Genomic DNA, 19,026 nt, shown 5'->3' with positions numbered 1-19,026 from the left:
GGCCTCCTTCTGGGCTACGCGGCCGAGCGACCGCCGTGGCGACTTTGTCGCGGGCACGGCGGTCGCGCAAACGAGAGCCATAAAGAGGCCGAGAGCACGCGGCGCCGCAGGCGCCGCCGATATCACGGCAGTGGTGGGACGGCGTGCTCGTCGCCGATGAAGTCGACCGACGAGTACTCGCGCAGCTTGGTCAGGCGGTGGTAGGCGTCGATCATGCGGACGGTGCCGGACTTCGAGCGCATGACGATCGAGTGGGTGGACGCCCCGCCGCCGAAGTAGCGCACGCCGCGCAGCAGGTCGCCGTCGGTGACGCCGGTGGCGCAGAAGAAGACGTTGTCGCCGGAGACCAGGTCTCGGGTGGTGAGCACGCGGTCGAGGTCGTGGCCGGCGTCGATGGCCTTCTGCCGCTCCTCGTCGTCCTTCGGGGCGAGCATGCCCTGGAGCTCGCCGCCCATACAGCGCATCGCGGCGGCGGCGATGATGCCCTCGGGCGTGCCGCCGATGCCGACCAGGATGTCGGTGCCGGAGTCCGGCCGGGCGGCGGCGATCGCGCCCGCGACGTCGCCGTCGGAGATCAGGCGGATCCGGGCGCCGGCGTCGCGGACCTGCTGGATCAGCTCGGCGTGCCGGGGACGGTCCAGGATGCAGACGGTCAGGTCGGACTTCGCGGAGTTCTTGGCCTTGGCGACCCGGCTGATGTTCTCACCGATCGGGGCCGAGATATCGATCACGTCGGCGGCGTCCGGGCCGACGGCGATCTTGTGCATGTAGAACACCGCCGACGGGTCGAACATCGCGCCGCGCTCGGCGACCGCGAGCACGGAGATCGCGCCGGGCACGCCCTTGGACATCAGCGTGGTGCCGTCGATCGGGTCCACCGCGAAGTCCACTTCGGGTCCGGTGCCGTCGCCGACGGTCTCGCCGTTGTACAGCATCGGCGCCTCGTCCTTCTCGCCCTCGCCGATGACGACGATGCCGCGCATGGACACCGAGCTGACCAGCTGCCGCATGGCGTCGACGGCGGCGCCGTCGCCCCCCTCCTTGTCGCCACGTCCGACCCACCGGCCAGCGGCCATCGCCCCGGCCTCGGTCACGCGGACCAGTTCCAGTGCGAGGTTGCGGTCGGGCGCCTCGCGGCGGCTGGTGCTGGGGGAAGTTGCCGTCATTGCGGGGTGCCTCCTGTGCGTCGGTTCGTGCGGGTCAATTGTCTCATTCCGGGTGGCACGGTCGTACACCCCTGGCCCGGGCGATTCGGGGTGCGCCGGGGCAGTGCCGCGCCATGAGTGGATACTGGGAGCGTGTCGTACCAAAAGCCACGCATCATGAACGACTACCGGGATCTGTTCTGGTCGCTGATCCCGCTGGTTTTGATCGCCGTGGTGTTCGCGGGCCTGGCCAGCCAGTGCAGTTTCGCCGCGAACGGTCCGACACAGGGCACGATTCCGCATTTCGACGTGCGGGCGGCGCTCACCGCCGACGCGAAATCCCTGCCGTTCCCGATCCGTGAGCCCGCTCTGCCCGCGGACTGGACGCCGAACTCCGGCAGCCGCGAGTCCATCGGCGGCCAGGGCGGCGGACCGGTCAGCACCGTGGGCTACATCACGCCGCAGGGCACCTACATGCGATTCACGCAGAGCAACGCGACCGAGGAGGCGCTGGCTCGGTTCGTTCTCGGATCCCGGTACGCCGGCGGCACCGAGCAGATCGGCGCGCAGAAGTGGATCGTCTACACCGAACCGGGCTCGGAAACCGCGTGGATCGCCGACCTCGGCCGATCCCGGGTGCTGATCACCGGCGCGGGCAACCAAGCGGCATTCACCACCCTCGCCCAGGCGATCACCGCCGCCCAGCCGCTGAAGCCCTGACGCTTCACCAGCGCGCTGGTGTCCAGGTAGAGCATCAACAGGGCTCGTCGTCGCGAAGTGCCTGCAACGCCGAAATTGCTCGGCCCTCGGAGTCGACGGATTCGCTGTTCAGTCGACGGCGCATGTCCGCGACCAGGTCCGATCGACTCCTATTCGCCGGCCGTGTGCGTCCTTCGGCGAGCATCCGTGCTCGGACGTCGCGCTCCGCATCCACTGGCACTATCCTGCCGATAACCTTGTATGTGTCACAAGTGGGTTTGCTTGCCTGCGGTCACCTACGGCAGTTGGGCCGGCCGCGGCGCGAGACACGTGCCGAACCGGATATCGGAGGTTGATGAATATGGCTGTCCTCAGCTGTCTTCCGCATGCCTTCCTCCGGTCCGCGCGCCCCTGACTCCACAGACGCGTCGACGCGGACCGGTCCTCTTCGATGACCAGGAGTGTCACGTGTCTCTTGTTGTGTCCCCAGATCTGATCACTGAACGTCTCGTCCTGCGGTCGTGGACGGCCGACGAGGCGGCCGCCATACTCGATGACCGGCGCGCGGCCGCGTGGCCTGCGGATTTCCCGGCCGAGGGTGATCGTGTTATCGCCGGACTGTTCGACGAGCATCCGGACTGGCTCGGACCCTTCGGGCACCGGTTGATCGTCGAGCGAGCCAGCGGGCTCGTTGTCGGATCGATCGGGTTGTTCTGGCCGCCGCTGGACGGTGATCTGGAGCTCGGGTACGGCGTCGTCGCGTCGCGGCGTGGTCGCGGCTACGCCACCGAGGCGGCTGTCGCGCTGACGGCCCACGCGTTCACCGCGCCCGGCGTTCGCGTGGTGCACGCCGATGTCGAACTCGCCAACCCGCCGTCGGTGCGTGTGCTGGAGAAGGCCGGGTTCCAGCGGGTCGGTACACAAGACGGCGTAGCCCGGTTCCGCGCCACATCCGTACGGCGCTAGACGGCGACCCAGCGGGGTCCGTCGGTCAGTGGTGGCTCACCACGTTGACGACGGTCCCGCTGGGGTCACGGACGAAGAAGCGGCGTACGCCCGCGGCTCGTCGCGCAGGGCGTAGACGATGTCGGCGCCCGCGGCGGATGGTCATTCCGGTTGCTCCAGGTCGGAGCGGTGCAGCGCGTCCTCGACGCGTTTGCGTGCGCCTGCCAGGTGCTCTTCACAGCGGTTGGCCAGCGCCTCGCCGCGTTCCCACAGGGCGAGGGATTCGTCGAGGTCGAGGCCACCCTGCTCGAGGATCTTCACCACATTGACCAGTTCGTCCCGGGCGCGTTCGTAGCCGAAGCCGGCGATCTCGGCCAGTTCGTCGGCGGGGTCGGCGCCGGTCTCGTCCTTACCCGTGGACTTGCCGGAGTCGGCCAAGGTCATTCCTCCCTGTGTCGGTGCGCGGTGCTGTGTCGGTGTGCGGTGCCGACGCGCGACTGCTCACTCATTCGCTGGTTGTCGGTGCGCGGCGCTGGCTGCGTCGCTCTTCGCGCCGAGCGCCTTGGTACCGAGCGCGGCGGCCGTGACGGCGCCGTCGGCGACCCGGATGCGCAGCTGGCTGCCCGCGGGCGCGTCCTCGATCGAACGCACCACCACCCGGTCCCGGCCGGTGACGCGCTGCACGACAGCGTAGCCACGGGCCAGCGTCGCGGCCGGGCCTACTGCCGTGAGTTTCTCGCGCAGATGTGTGGTTGCGGTGGATTCGGTGCGGAGATACTGCTGAACACAGCGACGCGCCGAAGTACGCAGGCGCTCGATCTCTTCCTGGCGGCGGTCGATCTCGCGCAGGGGGTCGGCGAGCACCGGCCGCGAGCGCAACTGGGCAAGCGCCCTGGTCTCCCGGTCGACCCAGCCACGCAGCGCGGCGGCGCTGCGGCCGCGTAGCTCACCGACGCACGCCAGCTCGGCGGCGGCGTCCGGGACGATGCGCTTGGCGGCGTCGGTCGGGGTGGCCGCGCGCAGATCCGCGACGAAGTCGCTGAGCGGGTTGTCCGGTTCGTGGCCGATCGCGCTGACGATCGGCGTGGTCGCGGCCACGATGGCGCGGCACAGCGCTTCGTCGGAGAACGGCAGCAGGTCTTCCACGCTGCCGCCGCCGCGGGCGAGCACGATCACCTCCACGGCGGGGTGGCGATCGAGGTCGGCCAGCGCGGCGAGCAGCTGCGGCACCGCGGTGGGTCCCTGCACCGCGGTATTGCGGATCTCGAAACGCACGGCCGGCCACCGATTTCGCGCGACGCTCAGCACATCCCGCTCCGCGGCGCTCGCGCGGCCGGTGATCAGGCCGATCGTTCCGGGCAGGAACGGGATCGGGCGCTTGAGCCGGGGATCGAACAGGCCCTCGGCGTCCAGCAGCGCCTTCAGCCGCTCGATGCGGGCCAGCAGTTCGCCGATGCCGATGGGCCGGATCTCCAGCACACGCAAGGAGATCGTGCCGCGCCCGGTGAAGAAGGAGAGTTTGCCATAGACCACCACTCGGCTGCCCTCGTGCAGCGGGACGGGGGAATTGCGGATGAGGTCCGGATCGCAGGTCACCGAGAGGGACATGTCGGCGGACGGGTCGCGCAGCACCAGGAACGCGGTTCGGGTGCCGGGGCGCAGGTTGATCTGGGTGATCTGACCCTCTACCCACACGCTGCCGAGCCGGTCGATCCACTGGGCGACCTTGATGGCCACCGAACGCACCGGCCAGGGGTGCTCGGCGGAGTTGGCGGCGGGTTGCCCAGAGGTTTCCCGGCCGGCCGTCGATGCCGGCGGCGTCCGCGGGTCGGTCACTGGGCCCGCACGGTGGCGATCCGGTTCGTCAGCATGGTCACGAACGGCGCCCTGGCGCGGGTGTGCTGCTCGTACTCCAGCAGCGCGGTGAGATCTTCCACGGTCAGCATGCGCAGCCGGGCGCGCAGCTGGGCCAAGGTCATGTCGGTGTAGCCGTAGCGCCTGGCGACTTCGGGTTCGATGATTCCGGGCGCGTCCGCGGCCGATTCGGCTTGCGGCTCAGCGGTTTTCGGTTCGGCGGTTGTCGGTTCGGTAGCAGCCGGTTCGAACGAATCGTCGATGGTGGGGGCCGGGGCGACGTGACCGTTGGTCGCGCCGGCGCGGGAGGTGGCTTCCGCGAAGGATTCGACCGCACGGTACGGGTCGTGGTCTTCGTCGGCGTAAAGATCGAATCGACTGGTGTCGAAGGGGGCTGGGTTCGGGTCGTCGGTGCGGTCCTCGTCGAACGTGGCCCACTCCGGCTGTTCGACCGGGCGGTTGGACAAACGGTCGAAAACCGCGTCGCCCTTCAGTGCCAGGCTGGTCACGAACTGTTGGACGTGCATCGTCGTCTGCAGCAGCTGACTGATCGCCGTGATCGGGAAATTCACTGCCGCCGTGGGGAGCCGGCGGGTTTCCTCGAGGGCGTAGACGGCGGCGCCGGCGGCGACCCGGGCCAGGAAGGGTGGTCGAACCATGGTCCCAGCCTGCCCGAAATGGTGTGTTATGCAAAAGATAGGCGTGCGCCAGTCGCTGATCCGTCTGCCTCGGCGGGTGGCGGATCGGCCAGAATTTCGCGGCGCTGCGCTCATACCCGGAGAATAGACCGCGGGTCCCGGCGCGAGCACTCGCCCCGATCACCCGCGCGTCGCGGCGCCCAGTGGTCCGCGATGGTCTTGCGGCCCAGCTCACGGCCTGAACCCGGTCGCTGCGGCGGCGATGTGGCGGACAACTCCCGGACGTGGCCGGCCCCCCGGCCGCACGTATCCTGTGGGCATGTCTTCGGCCATTGCCTTGAACGTCGGAATCGCCCGCTCGGCAGGTGTCGCAAACGCCGACGGCGGAAAGCGTGTGTTGCTCGCCGAGCCGCGCGGGTACTGCGCCGGCGTGGACCGTGCCGTCGAAACCGTGGAGAAGGCGCTGGAGAAGCACGGCGCGCCGATCTACGTGCGCAAGGAGATCGTGCACAACCGGCACGTGGTGGAGACGCTGCGTGCGCGCGGGGTGGTATTCGTCGACGAGACCGACGAGGTTCCGGAGGGCGCGGTCGTCGTCTTCTCCGCGCACGGTGTCTCGCCCGCGGTGCACGAATCCGCCGCGGCGCGCAACCTGCACACCATCGACGCGACCTGTCCGCTGGTGACCAAGGTGCACCAGGAGGCCAAGCGGTTCGCCCGCGACGACTACGACATTCTGCTGATCGGTCACGAAGGCCACGAGGAGGTCGAGGGCACCGCCGGTGAGGCGCCCGAGCACGTCCAGCTGGTCGACGGACCGGACGCGGTGGACAAGGTCAGCGTGCGTGACGAGTCGAAGGTGATCTGGCTCTCGCAAACCACGCTGAGCGTGGACGAGACGATGGAGACGGTGCAGCGGCTGCGGCAGCGCTTCCCCGCCTTGCAGGATCCGCCGAGCGACGACATCTGCTATGCCACGCAGAACCGTCAGGTCGCGGTGAAGGCGATGGCGCCGGAATGCGACCTGGTGATCGTGGTCGGTTCCCGCAACTCCTCGAACTCGGTGCGCCTGGTCGAGGTCGCGCTCGGGGCGGGCGCCAAGGCCGCCTTCCTGGTGGACTTCGCCCGCGAGGTCGATCCGGCTTGGCTCGACGGCGTCCGGACGATCGGCATCACCTCCGGCGCGTCGGTCCCGGAGATCCTGGTCCGCGGCGTCCTGGACATGCTGGCCGGGCACGGATACGGCGATGTCCAGCCGGTCACCACGGCAAACGAGACACTCGTCTTCGCGCTGCCCCGCGAACTGCGCGAGACCCGCCGCTGAGAACACCCGAGCCCGCCGCTGAAATCCGAGCCGAGCGCTGAAATCCGAGCCGACGGATGAACGCCTGAGCCCGCCGCTGATCCGGCCTGAGGTTCATCGCCGGTCCATGCCGGGCAGGCGGCTATAGATTCTCCGGCCTGCGCCGCTCGGTGCGAGTCGAATCGCGGTAACGCACGTTGGGTTGCGGATGCGGAGGGATTTCCCGGCGGGCGCCTGCCGTGCGCGGTGCTTCGCCTTCGGCGCGGGCCATCGCCCCGGTCGGGCGGGAGCCGCCGCGTGCCGGGGCACGGCTTTCGCGTGGCCGGGACGGGGTGACCCGGGGCGGGGCGTCGGCGACCTGGGCCGCCGCTCGGCGGGACGGACGGGAGGCGGGCTGGTTCACGTCATCCAGGTCGGGCTCATCGGGCTCGGTCCGTGGACGGCGGGCCCTGCGCCGCGCGGCGTCCGCGAGCGTGCCGGAGGCGCGAGTGGGCCCGGCCTTCTTGGCGGGCGGCTTCCTCCCACCGCGGCGCACGGGGAGCGGTCCACTGGCCTCCTGTTCGCGCCGGTGCAGCAGGATTCGGGCACCGCCGATCAGCGCTACCACGACCGTGGCCAGCATCATCGTCGGGAAGCGGTACACCAGCGGGATCGCCAGGTTGAGCAGGATGTCCTTCACCGAGGTCGAGCCGCGGCCGATGAGCTGCTGATAGGCCAGCGGCACAGCGACGAACAGCAGCAGCGGCGGCAATACCATCGTGCTGAACAGCCCGCGGTAGCGCACCGCCGCGACAGCCGCCACACATCCGACGATGTACAGCGTGGCGAACGTACCGGTCAGCTCGCCGCCTCCGCCCGCCGCGTCGATCAGGAATCCCACAAACGTGCAGGCAGCCGCGATCAGGACCGCCGCGCCGATAGGGGTTCCCGGTACCGACGGCAGGATCGAGCGTTTCGCCGCGGGCACCCGGGATCGCGCACGTTCGGAAGCAGCCACGCTATGCACCCTAGTTGCCGCCGCACTCGGTGGCGTCGCGGCACGGCCATAGGCCTGCGGCTACCCACCCATGTCGGCTGAGGTCACCCAGCGGCTCAGGTATCCACCGGGGCGATCGCAGGCACCGGAGATTCGGCTTCCAGCTCGTGCGGATCGCGCACGGGTGCCCGTTCGCTCCGATGCGCTGATCCAGTCGAAACCGCGATGTAGCCGTGCGGATGGAGGTCCGCCGCGGCGACCGCCGCATGGCCTACGGGATCGTCGGTACCGCGATGGCTGGGAAGCTTCGGCGTGCCCGGCAACCTGCGTGACGATCCGGGCCGGGTGACCGAACACGTCGTCCGATCCGGCGGACACGCCGTGCCGTGCCTGGGCAAACCCGGCGCGGCGGGCGGGGCGATTGAAGTCTGTCGGTGGGTTGCCCTACGGTTTCGCGGCATGCGGATGCTGCACACCTCGGACTGGCACATCGGGCGCACGTTTCACGGTGTCGATCTGCTTGCCGACCAAGCTCGTTCACTGACCGCCATCGCGGAGCTGGTTGCCGAGGAGTCGGTCGACGTGGTACTGCTGCCAGGCGACGTGTACGACCGGTCGATCCCGAGCGCCGACGCGATCGCGGTGTGCAACCGGGGATTCGAGGCCATCCGTGCGGCGGGGGCGCAGATCGTCGCCACCTCGGGTAACCACGATTCGCCGGCCCGGCTGGGTGCCGGCGCCAGTTTCGCCGCCGCGGGCGGGTTGCATCTGCGCACCACGGTCGCCGATGCCGATCGCCCCATTCTGCTCCAGGACGCTCATGGGCTCGTCGCGTGCTACGGCATCCCGTACCTGGAACCGGAGATCACCCGGGCCGAACTGGATGTGCCGCAGGCCCGTTCGCACGCGGAGATCTTGGCCGCGGCGATGGCACGCATCCGCGCCGACATCGCGCGGCGGCCGGATGCGCGGACGGTTGTGCTGGCGCATGCCTTCGTAGTCGGTGGCGCGGCCACCGGGTCGGAACGGTCGATCTCGGTCGGGGGAGTGGAGACGGTGCCGTTGGCGGCTTTCGAAGGCATCGACTACGTGGCGCTCGGCCATCTGCATTCGCCGCAGACGCTGGCGGAGTCGGTGCGCTACTGCGGCTCGCCGCTGCCGTACTCGTTCGCCGAGAACTCGCATCGCAAGGCGGTGTGGATCGTCGATTTGGACGGGGCGGGCTTGTGCGCGGTACGGCGCCGGGATCTGCCGACGATCCGGGGACTGAGCAAACTCACCGGCACCCTGGACGAGTTGCTGAGCGATGTGGGGCACAGCGAGTCCGAAGAGCATTACGTCTCCGCAATGCTCACCGACACCGCTCGCCCGGTCGACGCCATGCGCAAACTCAGAGCACGGTTTCCCTACGCCGTGCACGTCGAATGGGCACGGCCCGAGGGCAACCCGGAACTGCGCTACCGTGAGCGGGTGCACGGCCGCCGCGACACCGACGTAGCCCGCAGCTTCCTCACCGACGTTCGCGGCGCGCCGACCGGCAGCGAGATGGCCTGGCTGGAGAGCGCGCTGACCGCCGCCGTCGCGGAACGCGAGCAGATGAGCGCGGTGACCACGCCCGAGGAGTTGACGGCATGACCGGTCACGCCAGGCGGCGGCAGGGTGGCGTGGTTATACAGGGCCCGGCGAACGCGGATAGGCGACAGAGCATGAGCGGTTGGGCCTGGCGGCAGGGCAGCGTGGCGACACAGGGCTGCGCGCATGCCGATAGACGACACCGCACGGGCGAGCCGGCCATGGGCGTGGGCGCGGCGATATGAGACTGCACAAGCTGGAGATGACCGCGTTCGGCCCGTACGCGGACACCACGGTCGTCGACTTCGATGCGCTCGGCTCCGACGGCTTGTTCCTCCTGCACGGCCAGACCGGCGCAGGAAAGACCACGGTGCTGGACGCGATCGCGTTCGGTCTCTACGGCAAGGTGCCCGGTGCGCGTGGTGAAAGCAAGCGACTGCACTCCGATCACGCACCGGAGAACACGCCGCCGCGGGTGGTGCTGGAGGCGACTCTGGGCGGTCGGCGACTGCGGCTGACCCGTAGTCCCGAATTCGCGCGCCCCAAACGAGACGGCACCGGCGTGCGCATTGTGCCGGCCAAGGCGACGCTCGCCTGGCTGGACGGGCACGGCGAAAATCTCTCTCGGATAGCGGATATCGGGGAAGAGGTGCTTCGGTTGCTCGGAATGAGTGCCGACCAGTTCTTCCAGGTGGTGCTGCTGCCACAGGGCGATTTCGCCCGATTCCTGCGGTCGGACAATGAAGACCGCGAGAAGTTGCTCGAAAAGCTCTTCGATACCCACCGTTTCGGCACCGCCGAGCAGTGGCTGGCCGACAGACGCCGTGCCGCCGAAGCCGAGCTGGACGTACGGACCGACGGCATCAAGCGACTGATCACCCAGGTCGGGATGGCGGCCGGAGTCGCGGATTCGGTCGGCGCGGTGGAGTCCGTCGCCTGGTCCGAAGACCTGCTGTCCGCCGCACGCGCCGATCTCGCGACCGCCGTCACCGAACTCGAACGTTGCCAGCACGAATCGGCGCGGGCTCGTGAGCAAGCCGAACAACAGCGTCGGTGGCACGAGCTGCACCGCAGGATGGCCGCGGCGCGTCAGCAGCTGGACGACCACGCCGCCGGGGCCGAACGGCGCGGTGCGCGACAAGCCGAACTCGACTTGGCGCGCCGGGCCGAGCCGGTCGCGGCGGCCATCGACGAGGCGCGCGCAGCGGTCCGGACCCAGCGGCAGCGTGGCAGCGAAAAGGCCAGCGCGGCAAGACAATTGGTGGCGCGGCTGCGGGAGCCGGCAAGCATCGAACTCGGTGCGGCCGAGTTGCTCCGGTCCGATGACGACGCGCAGCTACGCGAGGGCGCAGACATCGACGCGGCGATCCAGCGCTGGAGCGGGCAGATCGGGGCCCTGGACGAAGTACGCGTCGACGCCGCGACCGCTGCCCGGCTGGGTGACGAACTCGTCGCGCTGCGCGCCGAGGACACGACGCTGGCCGAACGCGTCATCGAACTCACCGAGCGGCGCGACCAGTTGCCCGCCGCGCTCGCCACGATGGAGGCCGCGCTGCGCGAGGCGACCGAGGCCGCCGCGGCGCTGCCCGGCCTGACCGCGGAGACCCAGCGACTACAGACGGCTGCCAAGGCCGCCGTCGAACTGGCCGCGCGCCGAACCGCGCTCGATCACGCCAGGGTCGAGTTCGATACTGCCCGCACGACCCACCTGGACGCGAAGGAACTCGTGCTCGACCTGCGCGAGCGCAGGCTGTCCGGGATGGCTGCCGAGCTGGCCGGTGCACTGATCGAGGGAAGTCCGTGCGCGGTGTGCGGTTCCGCTGTCCATCCCGCGCCCGCCCAGCCCACCGCGACCGCGGTCGCCAAGGACGAGGAGGAGGCCGCCCAGGCGGCCGAGCGCGCGGCGGAGGACAGCCGCGATCGCGCGCTGGCCCGCATCACCGGGTTGGAGCGCGAGATCGAAGCGCTGGTCGCGCGCGGCGGCGACACCGATCGCGTCGAGCTCGCCGCTGCACTGCGCGCCGCGACCGACTGTTACGAGGACACCGCAGAGCTGGCCGCGCATGCCGACGACCGGACCACCGAGCTCGCCCGGCTGCGCGAGGACCAGACGCTGGTGCACGATGAGCTGCGCGAATGTGCCGCCCGGCGCAGTGCGGTCGGCGCCACCATCACCTCCGCCGAGCAGCGCCGGAACGAACTCACCGAACGTCTGCGCACCGCCGCCGGCGCCGACGAGACCATCGAGCGGCGCCGCGCTCGGCTCACCGCCCTCGTTGCCGAGGCGACCGCCCTGCGCGACGCCCGCGCGGACGCGGTGGCCGCAGACGAGCAGGTCTCGACTATCGCCGAACGTGTGGAAAGACTCGCCCGCGCTGCGGGTTTCGAGGCAGCCGGGCAGGGTGGCGATTCCGGCGTAACCGCGGGCGGCGGTGCCCGCGATGACCTCGCGTTGCTGACCGCCTACGCGAAGGTTGTCGCCGCCGCCTCGCGTCCGCCTGAGCGGCTGGCCGAGATCGAAGCGGAACTCGTGGCGGCAGACCGTGCCCGTGCCCACGCGCAGGCCGTTCTGGCGGAGCCGGAGATCCAGGCCGCGGTGACGCTGCAGCCGGCTGACTCGGCCGAGCTGGACGCCCAGGTAGCAGCCGCGCAGGCCCGCTTGAACGCCGCGGTGGCCGCCCACGCCGAAGCCGGCAGGCGAGCGGGTCAGCTGGCGGACCTGTGCGGTCAGCTCTGGGCCGCCGTCGACCGGATCACTCCGGCCCAGCAGTCCTTCGACGAGCTGAAGGGACTCGCGGATGTGGTCGCCGGGCGCGGTGCGAACAATCGCCACATGTCCCTGCACTCCTATGTCCTGGCCGCCCGTCTGGAAGAAGTAGCGCAAGCGGGGTCGTTGCGGTTGCGCAAGATGTCCGGTGGCCGTTACGAATTCGTCCACTCCGACAAGGCGGGCCCGCGTGGTCGCCGCGGTGGGCTCGGCCTCGACATCCGCGACGATTACACCGGGGCCATTCGGCCCGCCAAAACCCTTTCCGGCGGCGAAACCTTCATGGCCGCACTGTCATTGGCGTTGGGTCTGGCCGACACCGTGGCTGCCGAATCGGGTGGCGTGGTTCTGGACACCCTTTTTATCGACGAGGGCTTCGGCGGCCTGGACGCCGACAGCCTCGACGCCGTCATGGGCGTTCTCGACGAACTGCGTGCCGGTGGCCGAGTGGTCGGCGTGGTCAGCCATGTCGACGAGATGCGTCAACGCATCCCCAGCCGTCTGCATGTCCTGCGCGGCCGCACCGGCTCCCGCCTGCAAGCAACCATCGCTTGACGCGGGGTCGTGTCCTGCGTCTGGATGCGGGCGAGACGTTCTCCGATGTGCGGTACCTGACGCCGCGGGTGCCGAGCGACGCGGCGATTCCTGGCCGATGTCTCGAAATATGAATCGGTGCGCTCGGGGACGCTCAGCTCTCGTGGTCGAGTAGCCAACGCTTCACCGGCAACCCCCAGCGGAATCCGCCGAGTGCGCCGCCGACGCGAAGGATTCGATGGCAGGGCACGAAGAGCGCGGCGGCGTTGCGGGCGCACGCGTTGGCGGCGGCACGTGTGGCGTCCGGGCGGCCGGAGCGGGCGGCGAACTCGGTATAAGTGAGCGGGCTTCCCGCGGGGACCTGACGCAGCACCGCCCAGGCATGTACCAGGAAATCCCCGGATTGCTGGCGAACCGGAATCGGGTCGATCGCCGTGAGGTCGCCTTCGTGGTAGGCGGTGACGGCGCCGCTGACTTCGCCCAGCGATGCTCGTTGCCGCAGCCGGGCGGGGCGCAGCGTGGGATGGATCAGGCCGCGCAGGTTCTCCGCGTCGCAGGTCCAGCCGGAGGCCAGGACCGCCCCGTCCGAGTCCACGAGCGCGGTGAACGGACCTAGTGGCGTATCGGTAGTCGCGAAATCAGCTGTAGAAGTGCCGATTCCGTCGACTGCGAAGGAAACGGTGGTGCTGGCGTTCATGATTCGACCATTCATGATTCGACACTGCCTTTCGTGGTGGCGAGCGCAGGAACTTTGGTAGGTGTGACGCGGTCGGTCAGCGCCGCTTTCCAGAGGTGCATCGACAGGTACGACCGCCATGGCGCCCAGCGCGCGGTATCCGTCAGGTCGATGCCCAGCAAGGCCGCCCCTTGGCGGACGACCAAATCGGTGCTCAGCAGTACGTCCGGATCGGCGAGCAGGCGCATGGTCATGTAGTCGGCCGACCAGGGCCCGATGCCGTCCAGTGCGAGCAGATCGCGGCGCAGGTCGGCGGCGGTATGCCCCTGGTGCAGTAGCAGCTCGCCGGTGGCGAGCGCCTCCGCGGCGGCGACGATGGCGCGGATCCGCCGTGCCGGGCCGGTCAAGATTTCGGCGCCCCGCTCGGCGATCACTTCCGGTGTCGGGAACAGCAGCGGGATCGGACCGTCGACCCGCTCGCCCAGCGCCTCGACCAGCCGCGCGGTGTGCGTGGCCGCGGCGGCGACCGAGATCTGCTGGCCGATCATCGTGCGCAGCAACAGTTCCGCTCCATCCAGGCAGCCCGGTACCCGAATTCCCGGCGTGAACGGCGGCCGCAGCGCGCCGATCCGGTCGGCATCGGGGATCGACTCGGCATCCGGCGGCGAGCCCGCGCCGGCGTCCGGCAGAGACCTGGTGTCGTGATCCGACAGTCGCTCCAGGGACGGCGCGGACGCATCCGGCCGGACGCCGAACGCCTCGTCGATCCCGACCGGATCGGCGTCCAGATCCAGCAGGTGCCGCAGCCGCGCCACCGTTGGCGCGAGATCACGCATGTCGTGCAGGGACAACTCCGCCCGCACGTGGTCGCGCTGGAAACTCAGCCGCACCGTGGCGTGCCCATGCGGCGTGCGCAGGTTCCTGGTGTACGTGCTGTTTTCCCACAGCTCCAGGCCGGGCACGACGTGCGCGGACAGGAACCACTCCAGCCAGGCGCGGTCCAGCGGCTCCCGGTAGGGCAGCCGCAGCGTGAGCGAGCCGGTGGCGCCGACGGCGGGACGAGCGGGCCGGCCGGATCGTGCGCGTTGCGCCTCGGTCCGCATGGTGGTGGGGCTGACCGCGAAGACTTCGCGCACCGTGTCGTTGAACTGGCGGATGGAGGCGAATCCCGCCGCGAACGCGATATCGGACATGGGCATCGTGGTGGTCTGGATCAGCAGTCGCGCGGTGTGTGCCCGGTGCGCCCGGGCCAGCGCCAGCGGTCCCGCGCCCAACTCGGTGGTCAGCACCCGCGTGAGCTGGCGCTGCGAATAGCCGAGTGTGGCGGCCAGTGCGGGCACGCCGCCGCGTTCGATGACGCCGTCACCGATCAGCCGCATCGCTCGCGCGGCCAGATCCGCCCTCGTGTTCCACAGCGGCGAGCCCGGTGCGGCGTCCGGCAGGCAGCGGCGGCAGGCACGGTAGCCGGCCTGTTGCGCCGCGGCCGCGGTCGGCAGGAACGAGACGTTGGCCCGCTTCGGGGTGATCGCCGGACACGAAGGGCGGCAATAGATTCCGGTGGTCCGCACCGCGGTGAAGAATTGTCCGTCGAATCGCGAGTCTCGGGTGGTCACCGCCCGATAGCACCGTTCGAAATCCAATGCCGTGATCGTCACGTCCCCCACAATGGCAGCAATGACGGACCTGCGCTAGCGGAAATCGGCCACCGTTGACCGTTGACCGGTGTGGCCGCCGACTCCCAAGGCGCCACGACATCGCGCCATTGCCGCGTGGCGAAGAATATGTGAACCACCCACAACGATATGCGGCGGCGCGCACCGGAAAATTTTGCTCAGCAGCAGCGGTTGGCCGGATTGCGATCCGCCTCGGCGTACCGCTGCCGCCAGTACTCCCGCTCGGTCGGGATCGCGCACTCCGGGTGCCTGCGACGCAGGTGCTCGACGTAGCGCCGGTAGTCCTGTCCGCCCAGTATCGAGTCGAACCACCAGATCCCGGCGCGGACGCCGGCTGCACAGGCCCGTGCCGTGGCCCGCAGCCGGGTGCCGACCGGTCGCGCGGACCGGTCGGCACCCGTGGTCGCGGAAGCGCTCATCGCGCGTGCACGTGCGCGGCGCCGGGTGCGCGCACTTGCCCGGTCGCGATCAGCTCATCCCACTGCTTCTGGACTTCCTTCTCCGCCGCGGTGGCGACGAATCCACTGGGCGCGAAGATCTTCGACGGCTCCTCGGGTGTCTCGGTGGTGCTCGTCTCGCCGGAGCGCCAGGTGCGGTAGGCGACCACCGCGCCGACAACCGTCACGATCAGCACCAGCGCCGCGAACACGATCGACAGGGTCCCCTGAATGAAGGTATTGCGCACGATGGCGTTCATATCGTCCTGGGTCTTCGCGGTCAGGCACAGTTTGCCTGCCTCCTGCGCGGCCCGGCAGATGCTGTGCTGCTTCCAGTACCCCAGCTTCGGGTCGGCGGAGAAGATCTTCTGCCAGGACGCGGTCATGGTCACCGCGAGGTCCCAGACCAGCGGAATGCCGGGGATCCAGGCCCATTTAGCCAGGCCCTTCTTCACCACGATCACCAGCACCACGGTCAACGCCATCGCCGCGAGCAGTTGGTTGGCGATGCCGAACAGTGGGAACAGCGTGTTGATGCCACCCAGCGGATCGGTGACGCCCATCAGCAGGATCGACCCCCACGCGGCGACCACCAGTGCCGAGCACAGCCACGCCCCGGCCCGCCAGGACGGATCACGGAACTTCTTCGCCGCCCCGCCGAAGTTGCCCAGCGCGTCCGACAGCATGAACCGCGCCACCCGGGTGCCCGCGTCGATCGTGGTGAGGATGAACAGCGCCTCGAACATGATCGCGAAGTGGTACCAGAACGACTTCATACTCGCGCCGCCGAGGAACTGGTGGAATACCTCGGAGATGCCGACCGCGAGCGTCGGCGCACCGCCGGTGCGGGAAATGATGGTCGTCTCGCCGACGTCGCTGGCCGCTTGGCTCAGCTGCGCGGGCGTCACGGGAGGACCACTGAGGCCGAGGCTGTTGGTGTAGGCCGCTGCCTTCTCCGCGGTGCCGCCGGTGAGCCCGGCCGGCGCGTTCATCGCGAAGTACAGGTGCTGGTCGACGATCGTGGCCGTGATGATGGCCATCACCGCGACGAACGACTCCATCAGCATGCCGCCGTAGCCGATCATCCGCGCTTGGGATTCCTTCTCCAGCAGCTTCGGCGTGGTCCCGGAGGAGACCAGCGCGTGGAAACCACTGAGCGCGCCGCAGGCGATGGTGATGAACAGGAAGGGGAACAGCGATCCGGCGAACGCAGGCCCGGTGCCGGTGGTCGCGAAGCTCGAGACCGCGGGCGCCTGCAGCACCGGCAGCGTGATCAGGATGCCTACCGCGAGCAGGACGATGGTGCCGACCTTCATGAACGTGGACAGATAATCCCGCGGCGCCAGCAGCAGCCACACCGGAAGCACCGAAGCGAAGAAACCGTAGGCGATCAGCAGCCAGGAGATGGTCACCGGCGAGAGCGTGAACCAGCTGGCGCCCCAGCTGGTTTCCGACACCCAGCCGCCGCCCACGATGGCGAGCAGCAGCAGGCCGAACCCGATCAAGGACACCTCGCCGACCTTGCCCGGACGTAGAAACCGCAGGTAGACGCCCATGAACAACGCGATCGGAATGGTCATGCCGATGGAGAAGACGCCCCACGGACTGTGCGCGAGCGCGTTGACCACCACCAGCGCGAGCACCGCGAGCAGGATCATCATGATCACGAGAACGCCGACGATGGCCGCCCAGCCACCGACTACGCCCAGTTCGTCGCGCGCCATCTGACCCAAGCTGCGACCGCGCCGCTTCATCGAGACCCACAGCACCAGGTAGTCCTGCACCGCGCCGGCCAGCACCACACCGACCACGATCCAGATAGTCCCCGGCAGGTAGCCCATCTGCGCGGCCAGCACCGGACCCACGAGCGGACCCGCGCCGGCGATGGCGGCGAAGTGGTGTCCGTAGAGCACCCGCCGGTCCATCGGCATGTAGTCTTTGCCGTTTTCCAGGATTTCGGCGGGTGTGGCCAGGTCGTCGCGCGGCTTGGTGATCTTGCGTTCGATGAACCGGGCGTAGAACCGGTACGCGATGATGTACGTGGACACCGCGGCGATCACGATCCACACCGCATTGACCGATTCGCCACGCGAGATGGCGAGCACCGCCCAGGCGATGGCACCCAGTACCGCGATCGCGGCGAAGATCAATTTCTTGGCGGGAGTGATCGGGGACTTGTCGACCACGCCGACGGGCGGCAGATCGGGATCGGTCCGCAGATATTCGATTGTCGCCATCTGCCTACTCTCCTGTGAAACGCGCAGGATCTTGCTGAACCCTAGGACGCTGAAACATAGGACAACGTATCCGATAGGCGAACGCCGCCGTGCCGATTCCGGCCGTCAGGCGTGCAACGTGAAATATTGTTCATGCGCCGGCCGTCACCCAGCGATAGCCGAGACGTATGCCGGTATAACGAATGCCGCTATGAGGTCGAAGAAGCTCCACATCCGCCCGGAGGAGGGCTGTGTTGCGTGCCGATCCCGTCGCCCAGGTCCGTCGCCGGACGCTGCTCGGGTCGGCGCTGGCGGCCCCGCTGCTGGCCGGCGGCGGCTGCGGCTCCGATGACGACGCGCTGACCTTCTTCTTCCAGGCCAGACCGGAAGAGGCGCGGGTGCGGCTGAAGATCATCGACGAGTTCCGGAAACGGCACCCGGACATCAGGATTCGCACCATCATGTCCGGTCCGGACCCGATGCAGCAGATGCTCACCTATTGCGCGGGCGGTAAATGCCCGGACGTGCTGATGGCCTGGGAACTGCTGTATTCCGGCTTGGCCGACCGCGGTGTGCTGCTGGATCTGAACACGCTGCTGGAGCGTGATCCGCAGTACGCGGCCCAGCTGCGCGCCGACAGCTACCCCGCGCTATACGACACCTTCACCTATGCCGGGGGACAGTACGCCCTGCCCGAGCAATGGTCCGGCGTGTTCCTGTACTACAACCAGCGCTTGTTCGCCGATGCGGGGATCACCCCGCCCGCTCGCTGGCGTGACGCATGGTCGTTCGACGAGTTCCTGGCCGCCGCCCAGGCTTTGACCGAGCACGATTCGTCGGGGCGGACGCGGTGGGGCTTCGCCGACGCCTGGGTGCCCTACTTCTCGGCGGCCTGCTTCGGCATGAACAACGGCGCCGAGTGGTTCACCCCGTCGGTGAATCCGACCAGAACCAATATCGGCGATCCGCGTTTCGCCGAAGGATTCCAGTTCTACGCCGACCTGGCGGTGCGCCACCGGGTGGCCCCGAAAGCAGCCGATACGCTGTCTGTTTCGGCGCCGGACCTGTTCCGGCGCGGACGGGCCGCCATGGCTCTGGGCGGACATTGGCTGTACTCCGAATTCGCCGGGCACGATGATCTCCCTATCGACGTCACGGTATTACCGGCAGGCCCGCGCGGCGGTCCGGGCGCGATCACCGATGTCGGCAGCACGGGACTGTCCATCGCCGCGGACAGTAGCCGCATCGAACAGGCGTGGGAATTCGTCAAATTCGCGACCGGGCCGGTGGGACAGGAGATCATCGCGGCGTCCGGCTTGTTCGTGCCGGTGCTCGGGTCCGCCATGCGGTCGCCGGGTTTCGCCGCCGCGCACCGCGAGATCCGCAATCTCGAGGTGTTCACCGAGGGCCCGGCGAACTCACGGCCATTGCCGGTGACGCCCGTTTGGGGCAAGGTTTCGGCTCTGCTCGAGCGCGGATCGAACCGCGTCCTGCGCGGCGCCGCCAGCGCCGACTCCTGGCACGGTCGTTTCGTTTCCGACGTCGATGCCCTCTTGCAGGCACGATGAGCGGGTTACAGCTGTCGCAAACT

Annotated in this window: 15 protein-coding genes; 6 read left to right on the top strand and 9 right to left on the bottom strand. The window is 69.1% G+C overall.

Annotated features, from left to right (window positions below; translation table 11 throughout):
* Positions 1-122 precede the first annotated feature (122 nt).
* Entirely contained in the window at positions 123-1,166 is a 1,044-nt protein-coding gene (gene glpX / locus ACT86A_RS09575; protein ID WP_445091675.1) for a class II fructose-bisphosphatase, read from the bottom strand.
* 132 nt (positions 1,167-1,298) lie between these two features.
* On the opposite strand from glpX, the gene ACT86A_RS09570 reads away from it, so the two are divergent.
* On the top strand, positions 1,299-1,865 hold the full coding sequence (locus ACT86A_RS09570; RefSeq protein ID WP_445091674.1) for a DUF4245 domain-containing protein: 567 nt from the start codon (positions 1,299-1,301) through the stop codon (positions 1,863-1,865).
* A gap of 447 nt (positions 1,866-2,312) precedes the next feature.
* Positions 2,313-2,810: a GNAT family N-acetyltransferase gene (locus tag ACT86A_RS09565; RefSeq protein ID WP_445091673.1), complete on the top strand. Its 498-nt coding sequence runs from the start codon at positions 2,313-2,315 to the stop codon at positions 2,808-2,810.
* Positions 2,811-2,951: 141 nt separating this feature from the next.
* Here ACT86A_RS09565 and ACT86A_RS09560 read toward each other — a convergent pair whose 3' ends face one another.
* The 3 genes from ACT86A_RS09560 to ACT86A_RS09550 are packed head-to-tail and all read right to left on the bottom strand — an operon-like array spanning position 2,952 to position 5,302.
* Positions 2,952-3,233, bottom strand: coding sequence for an exodeoxyribonuclease VII small subunit (locus ACT86A_RS09560; RefSeq protein ID WP_445091672.1), 282 nt, complete (start codon positions 3,231-3,233; stop codon positions 2,952-2,954).
* Positions 3,234-3,290: 57 nt separating this feature from the next.
* Complete coding sequence (gene xseA / locus ACT86A_RS09555) at positions 3,291-4,625, bottom strand: exodeoxyribonuclease VII large subunit (protein ID WP_445091671.1); 1,335 nt, start codon at positions 4,623-4,625, stop codon at positions 3,291-3,293.
* Positions 4,622-5,302, bottom strand: coding sequence for a lipid droplet-associated protein (locus ACT86A_RS09550; protein ID WP_445091670.1), 681 nt, complete (start codon positions 5,300-5,302; stop codon positions 4,622-4,624). Before ACT86A_RS09550 ends, xseA begins: the two co-directional genes overlap by 4 nt.
* Positions 5,303-5,600: 298 nt before the next feature.
* On the opposite strand from ACT86A_RS09550, the gene ACT86A_RS09545 reads away from it, so the two are divergent.
* Entirely contained in the window at positions 5,601-6,605 is a 1,005-nt protein-coding gene (locus tag ACT86A_RS09545; protein WP_445091669.1) for a 4-hydroxy-3-methylbut-2-enyl diphosphate reductase, read from the top strand.
* Between the two features lie 121 nt (positions 6,606-6,726).
* Here the strand turns inward: ACT86A_RS09545 and ACT86A_RS09540 are convergent, their stop codons facing one another.
* Positions 6,727-7,581 carry a DUF6542 domain-containing protein gene (locus tag ACT86A_RS09540; RefSeq protein WP_445091668.1) on the bottom strand — a complete coding sequence of 285 codons (855 nt, stop codon included), beginning with the start codon at positions 7,579-7,581 and terminating at the stop codon, positions 6,727-6,729.
* 438 nt (positions 7,582-8,019) lie between these two features.
* Between ACT86A_RS09540 and ACT86A_RS09535 the strand changes: the two genes are divergently transcribed.
* Both ACT86A_RS09535 and ACT86A_RS09530 read left to right on the top strand, forming a co-directional pair.
* The gene (locus ACT86A_RS09535) at positions 8,020-9,195 is read left to right on the top strand and encodes an exonuclease SbcCD subunit D (protein WP_445091875.1); all 1,176 of its coding nucleotides are present in this window, start codon (positions 8,020-8,022) and stop codon (positions 9,193-9,195) included.
* A gap of 178 nt (positions 9,196-9,373) precedes the next feature.
* Positions 9,374-12,454: an AAA family ATPase gene (locus tag ACT86A_RS09530; protein ID WP_445091667.1), complete on the top strand. Its 3,081-nt coding sequence runs from the start codon at positions 9,374-9,376 to the stop codon at positions 12,452-12,454.
* Between the two features lie 133 nt (positions 12,455-12,587).
* Here the strand turns inward: ACT86A_RS09530 and ACT86A_RS09525 are convergent, their stop codons facing one another.
* The 4 genes from ACT86A_RS09525 to ACT86A_RS09510 all read right to left on the bottom strand — a co-directional run bounded on the left by ACT86A_RS09525 (position 12,588) and on the right by ACT86A_RS09510 (position 17,456).
* Entirely contained in the window at positions 12,588-13,130 is a 543-nt protein-coding gene (locus ACT86A_RS09525) for a methylated-DNA--[protein]-cysteine S-methyltransferase (protein ID WP_445091666.1), read from the bottom strand.
* A gap of 11 nt (positions 13,131-13,141) precedes the next feature.
* Positions 13,142-14,773, bottom strand: coding sequence for a DNA-3-methyladenine glycosylase 2 family protein (locus ACT86A_RS09520; protein ID WP_445091665.1), 1,632 nt, complete (start codon positions 14,771-14,773; stop codon positions 13,142-13,144).
* A gap of 167 nt (positions 14,774-14,940) precedes the next feature.
* Positions 14,941-15,144 carry a YbdD/YjiX family protein gene (locus ACT86A_RS09515; RefSeq protein ID WP_445091874.1) on the bottom strand — a complete coding sequence of 68 codons (204 nt, stop codon included), beginning with the start codon at positions 15,142-15,144 and terminating at the stop codon, positions 14,941-14,943.
* A gap of 53 nt (positions 15,145-15,197) precedes the next feature.
* Complete coding sequence (locus ACT86A_RS09510) at positions 15,198-17,456, bottom strand: carbon starvation CstA family protein (protein WP_445091664.1); 2,259 nt, start codon at positions 17,454-17,456, stop codon at positions 15,198-15,200.
* 233 nt (positions 17,457-17,689) lie between these two features.
* Between ACT86A_RS09510 and ACT86A_RS09505 the strand changes: the two genes are divergently transcribed.
* Positions 17,690-19,003, top strand: a complete 1,314-nt coding sequence (locus tag ACT86A_RS09505) for an ABC transporter substrate-binding protein (RefSeq protein WP_445091663.1) — start codon at positions 17,690-17,692, stop codon at positions 19,001-19,003.
* Positions 19,004-19,026: the final 23 nt, after the last annotated feature.

This window comes from Nocardia glycosmidis (genome assembly GCF_052545115.1).
This window is presented reverse-complemented; position numbering and strand designations above follow the sequence as displayed.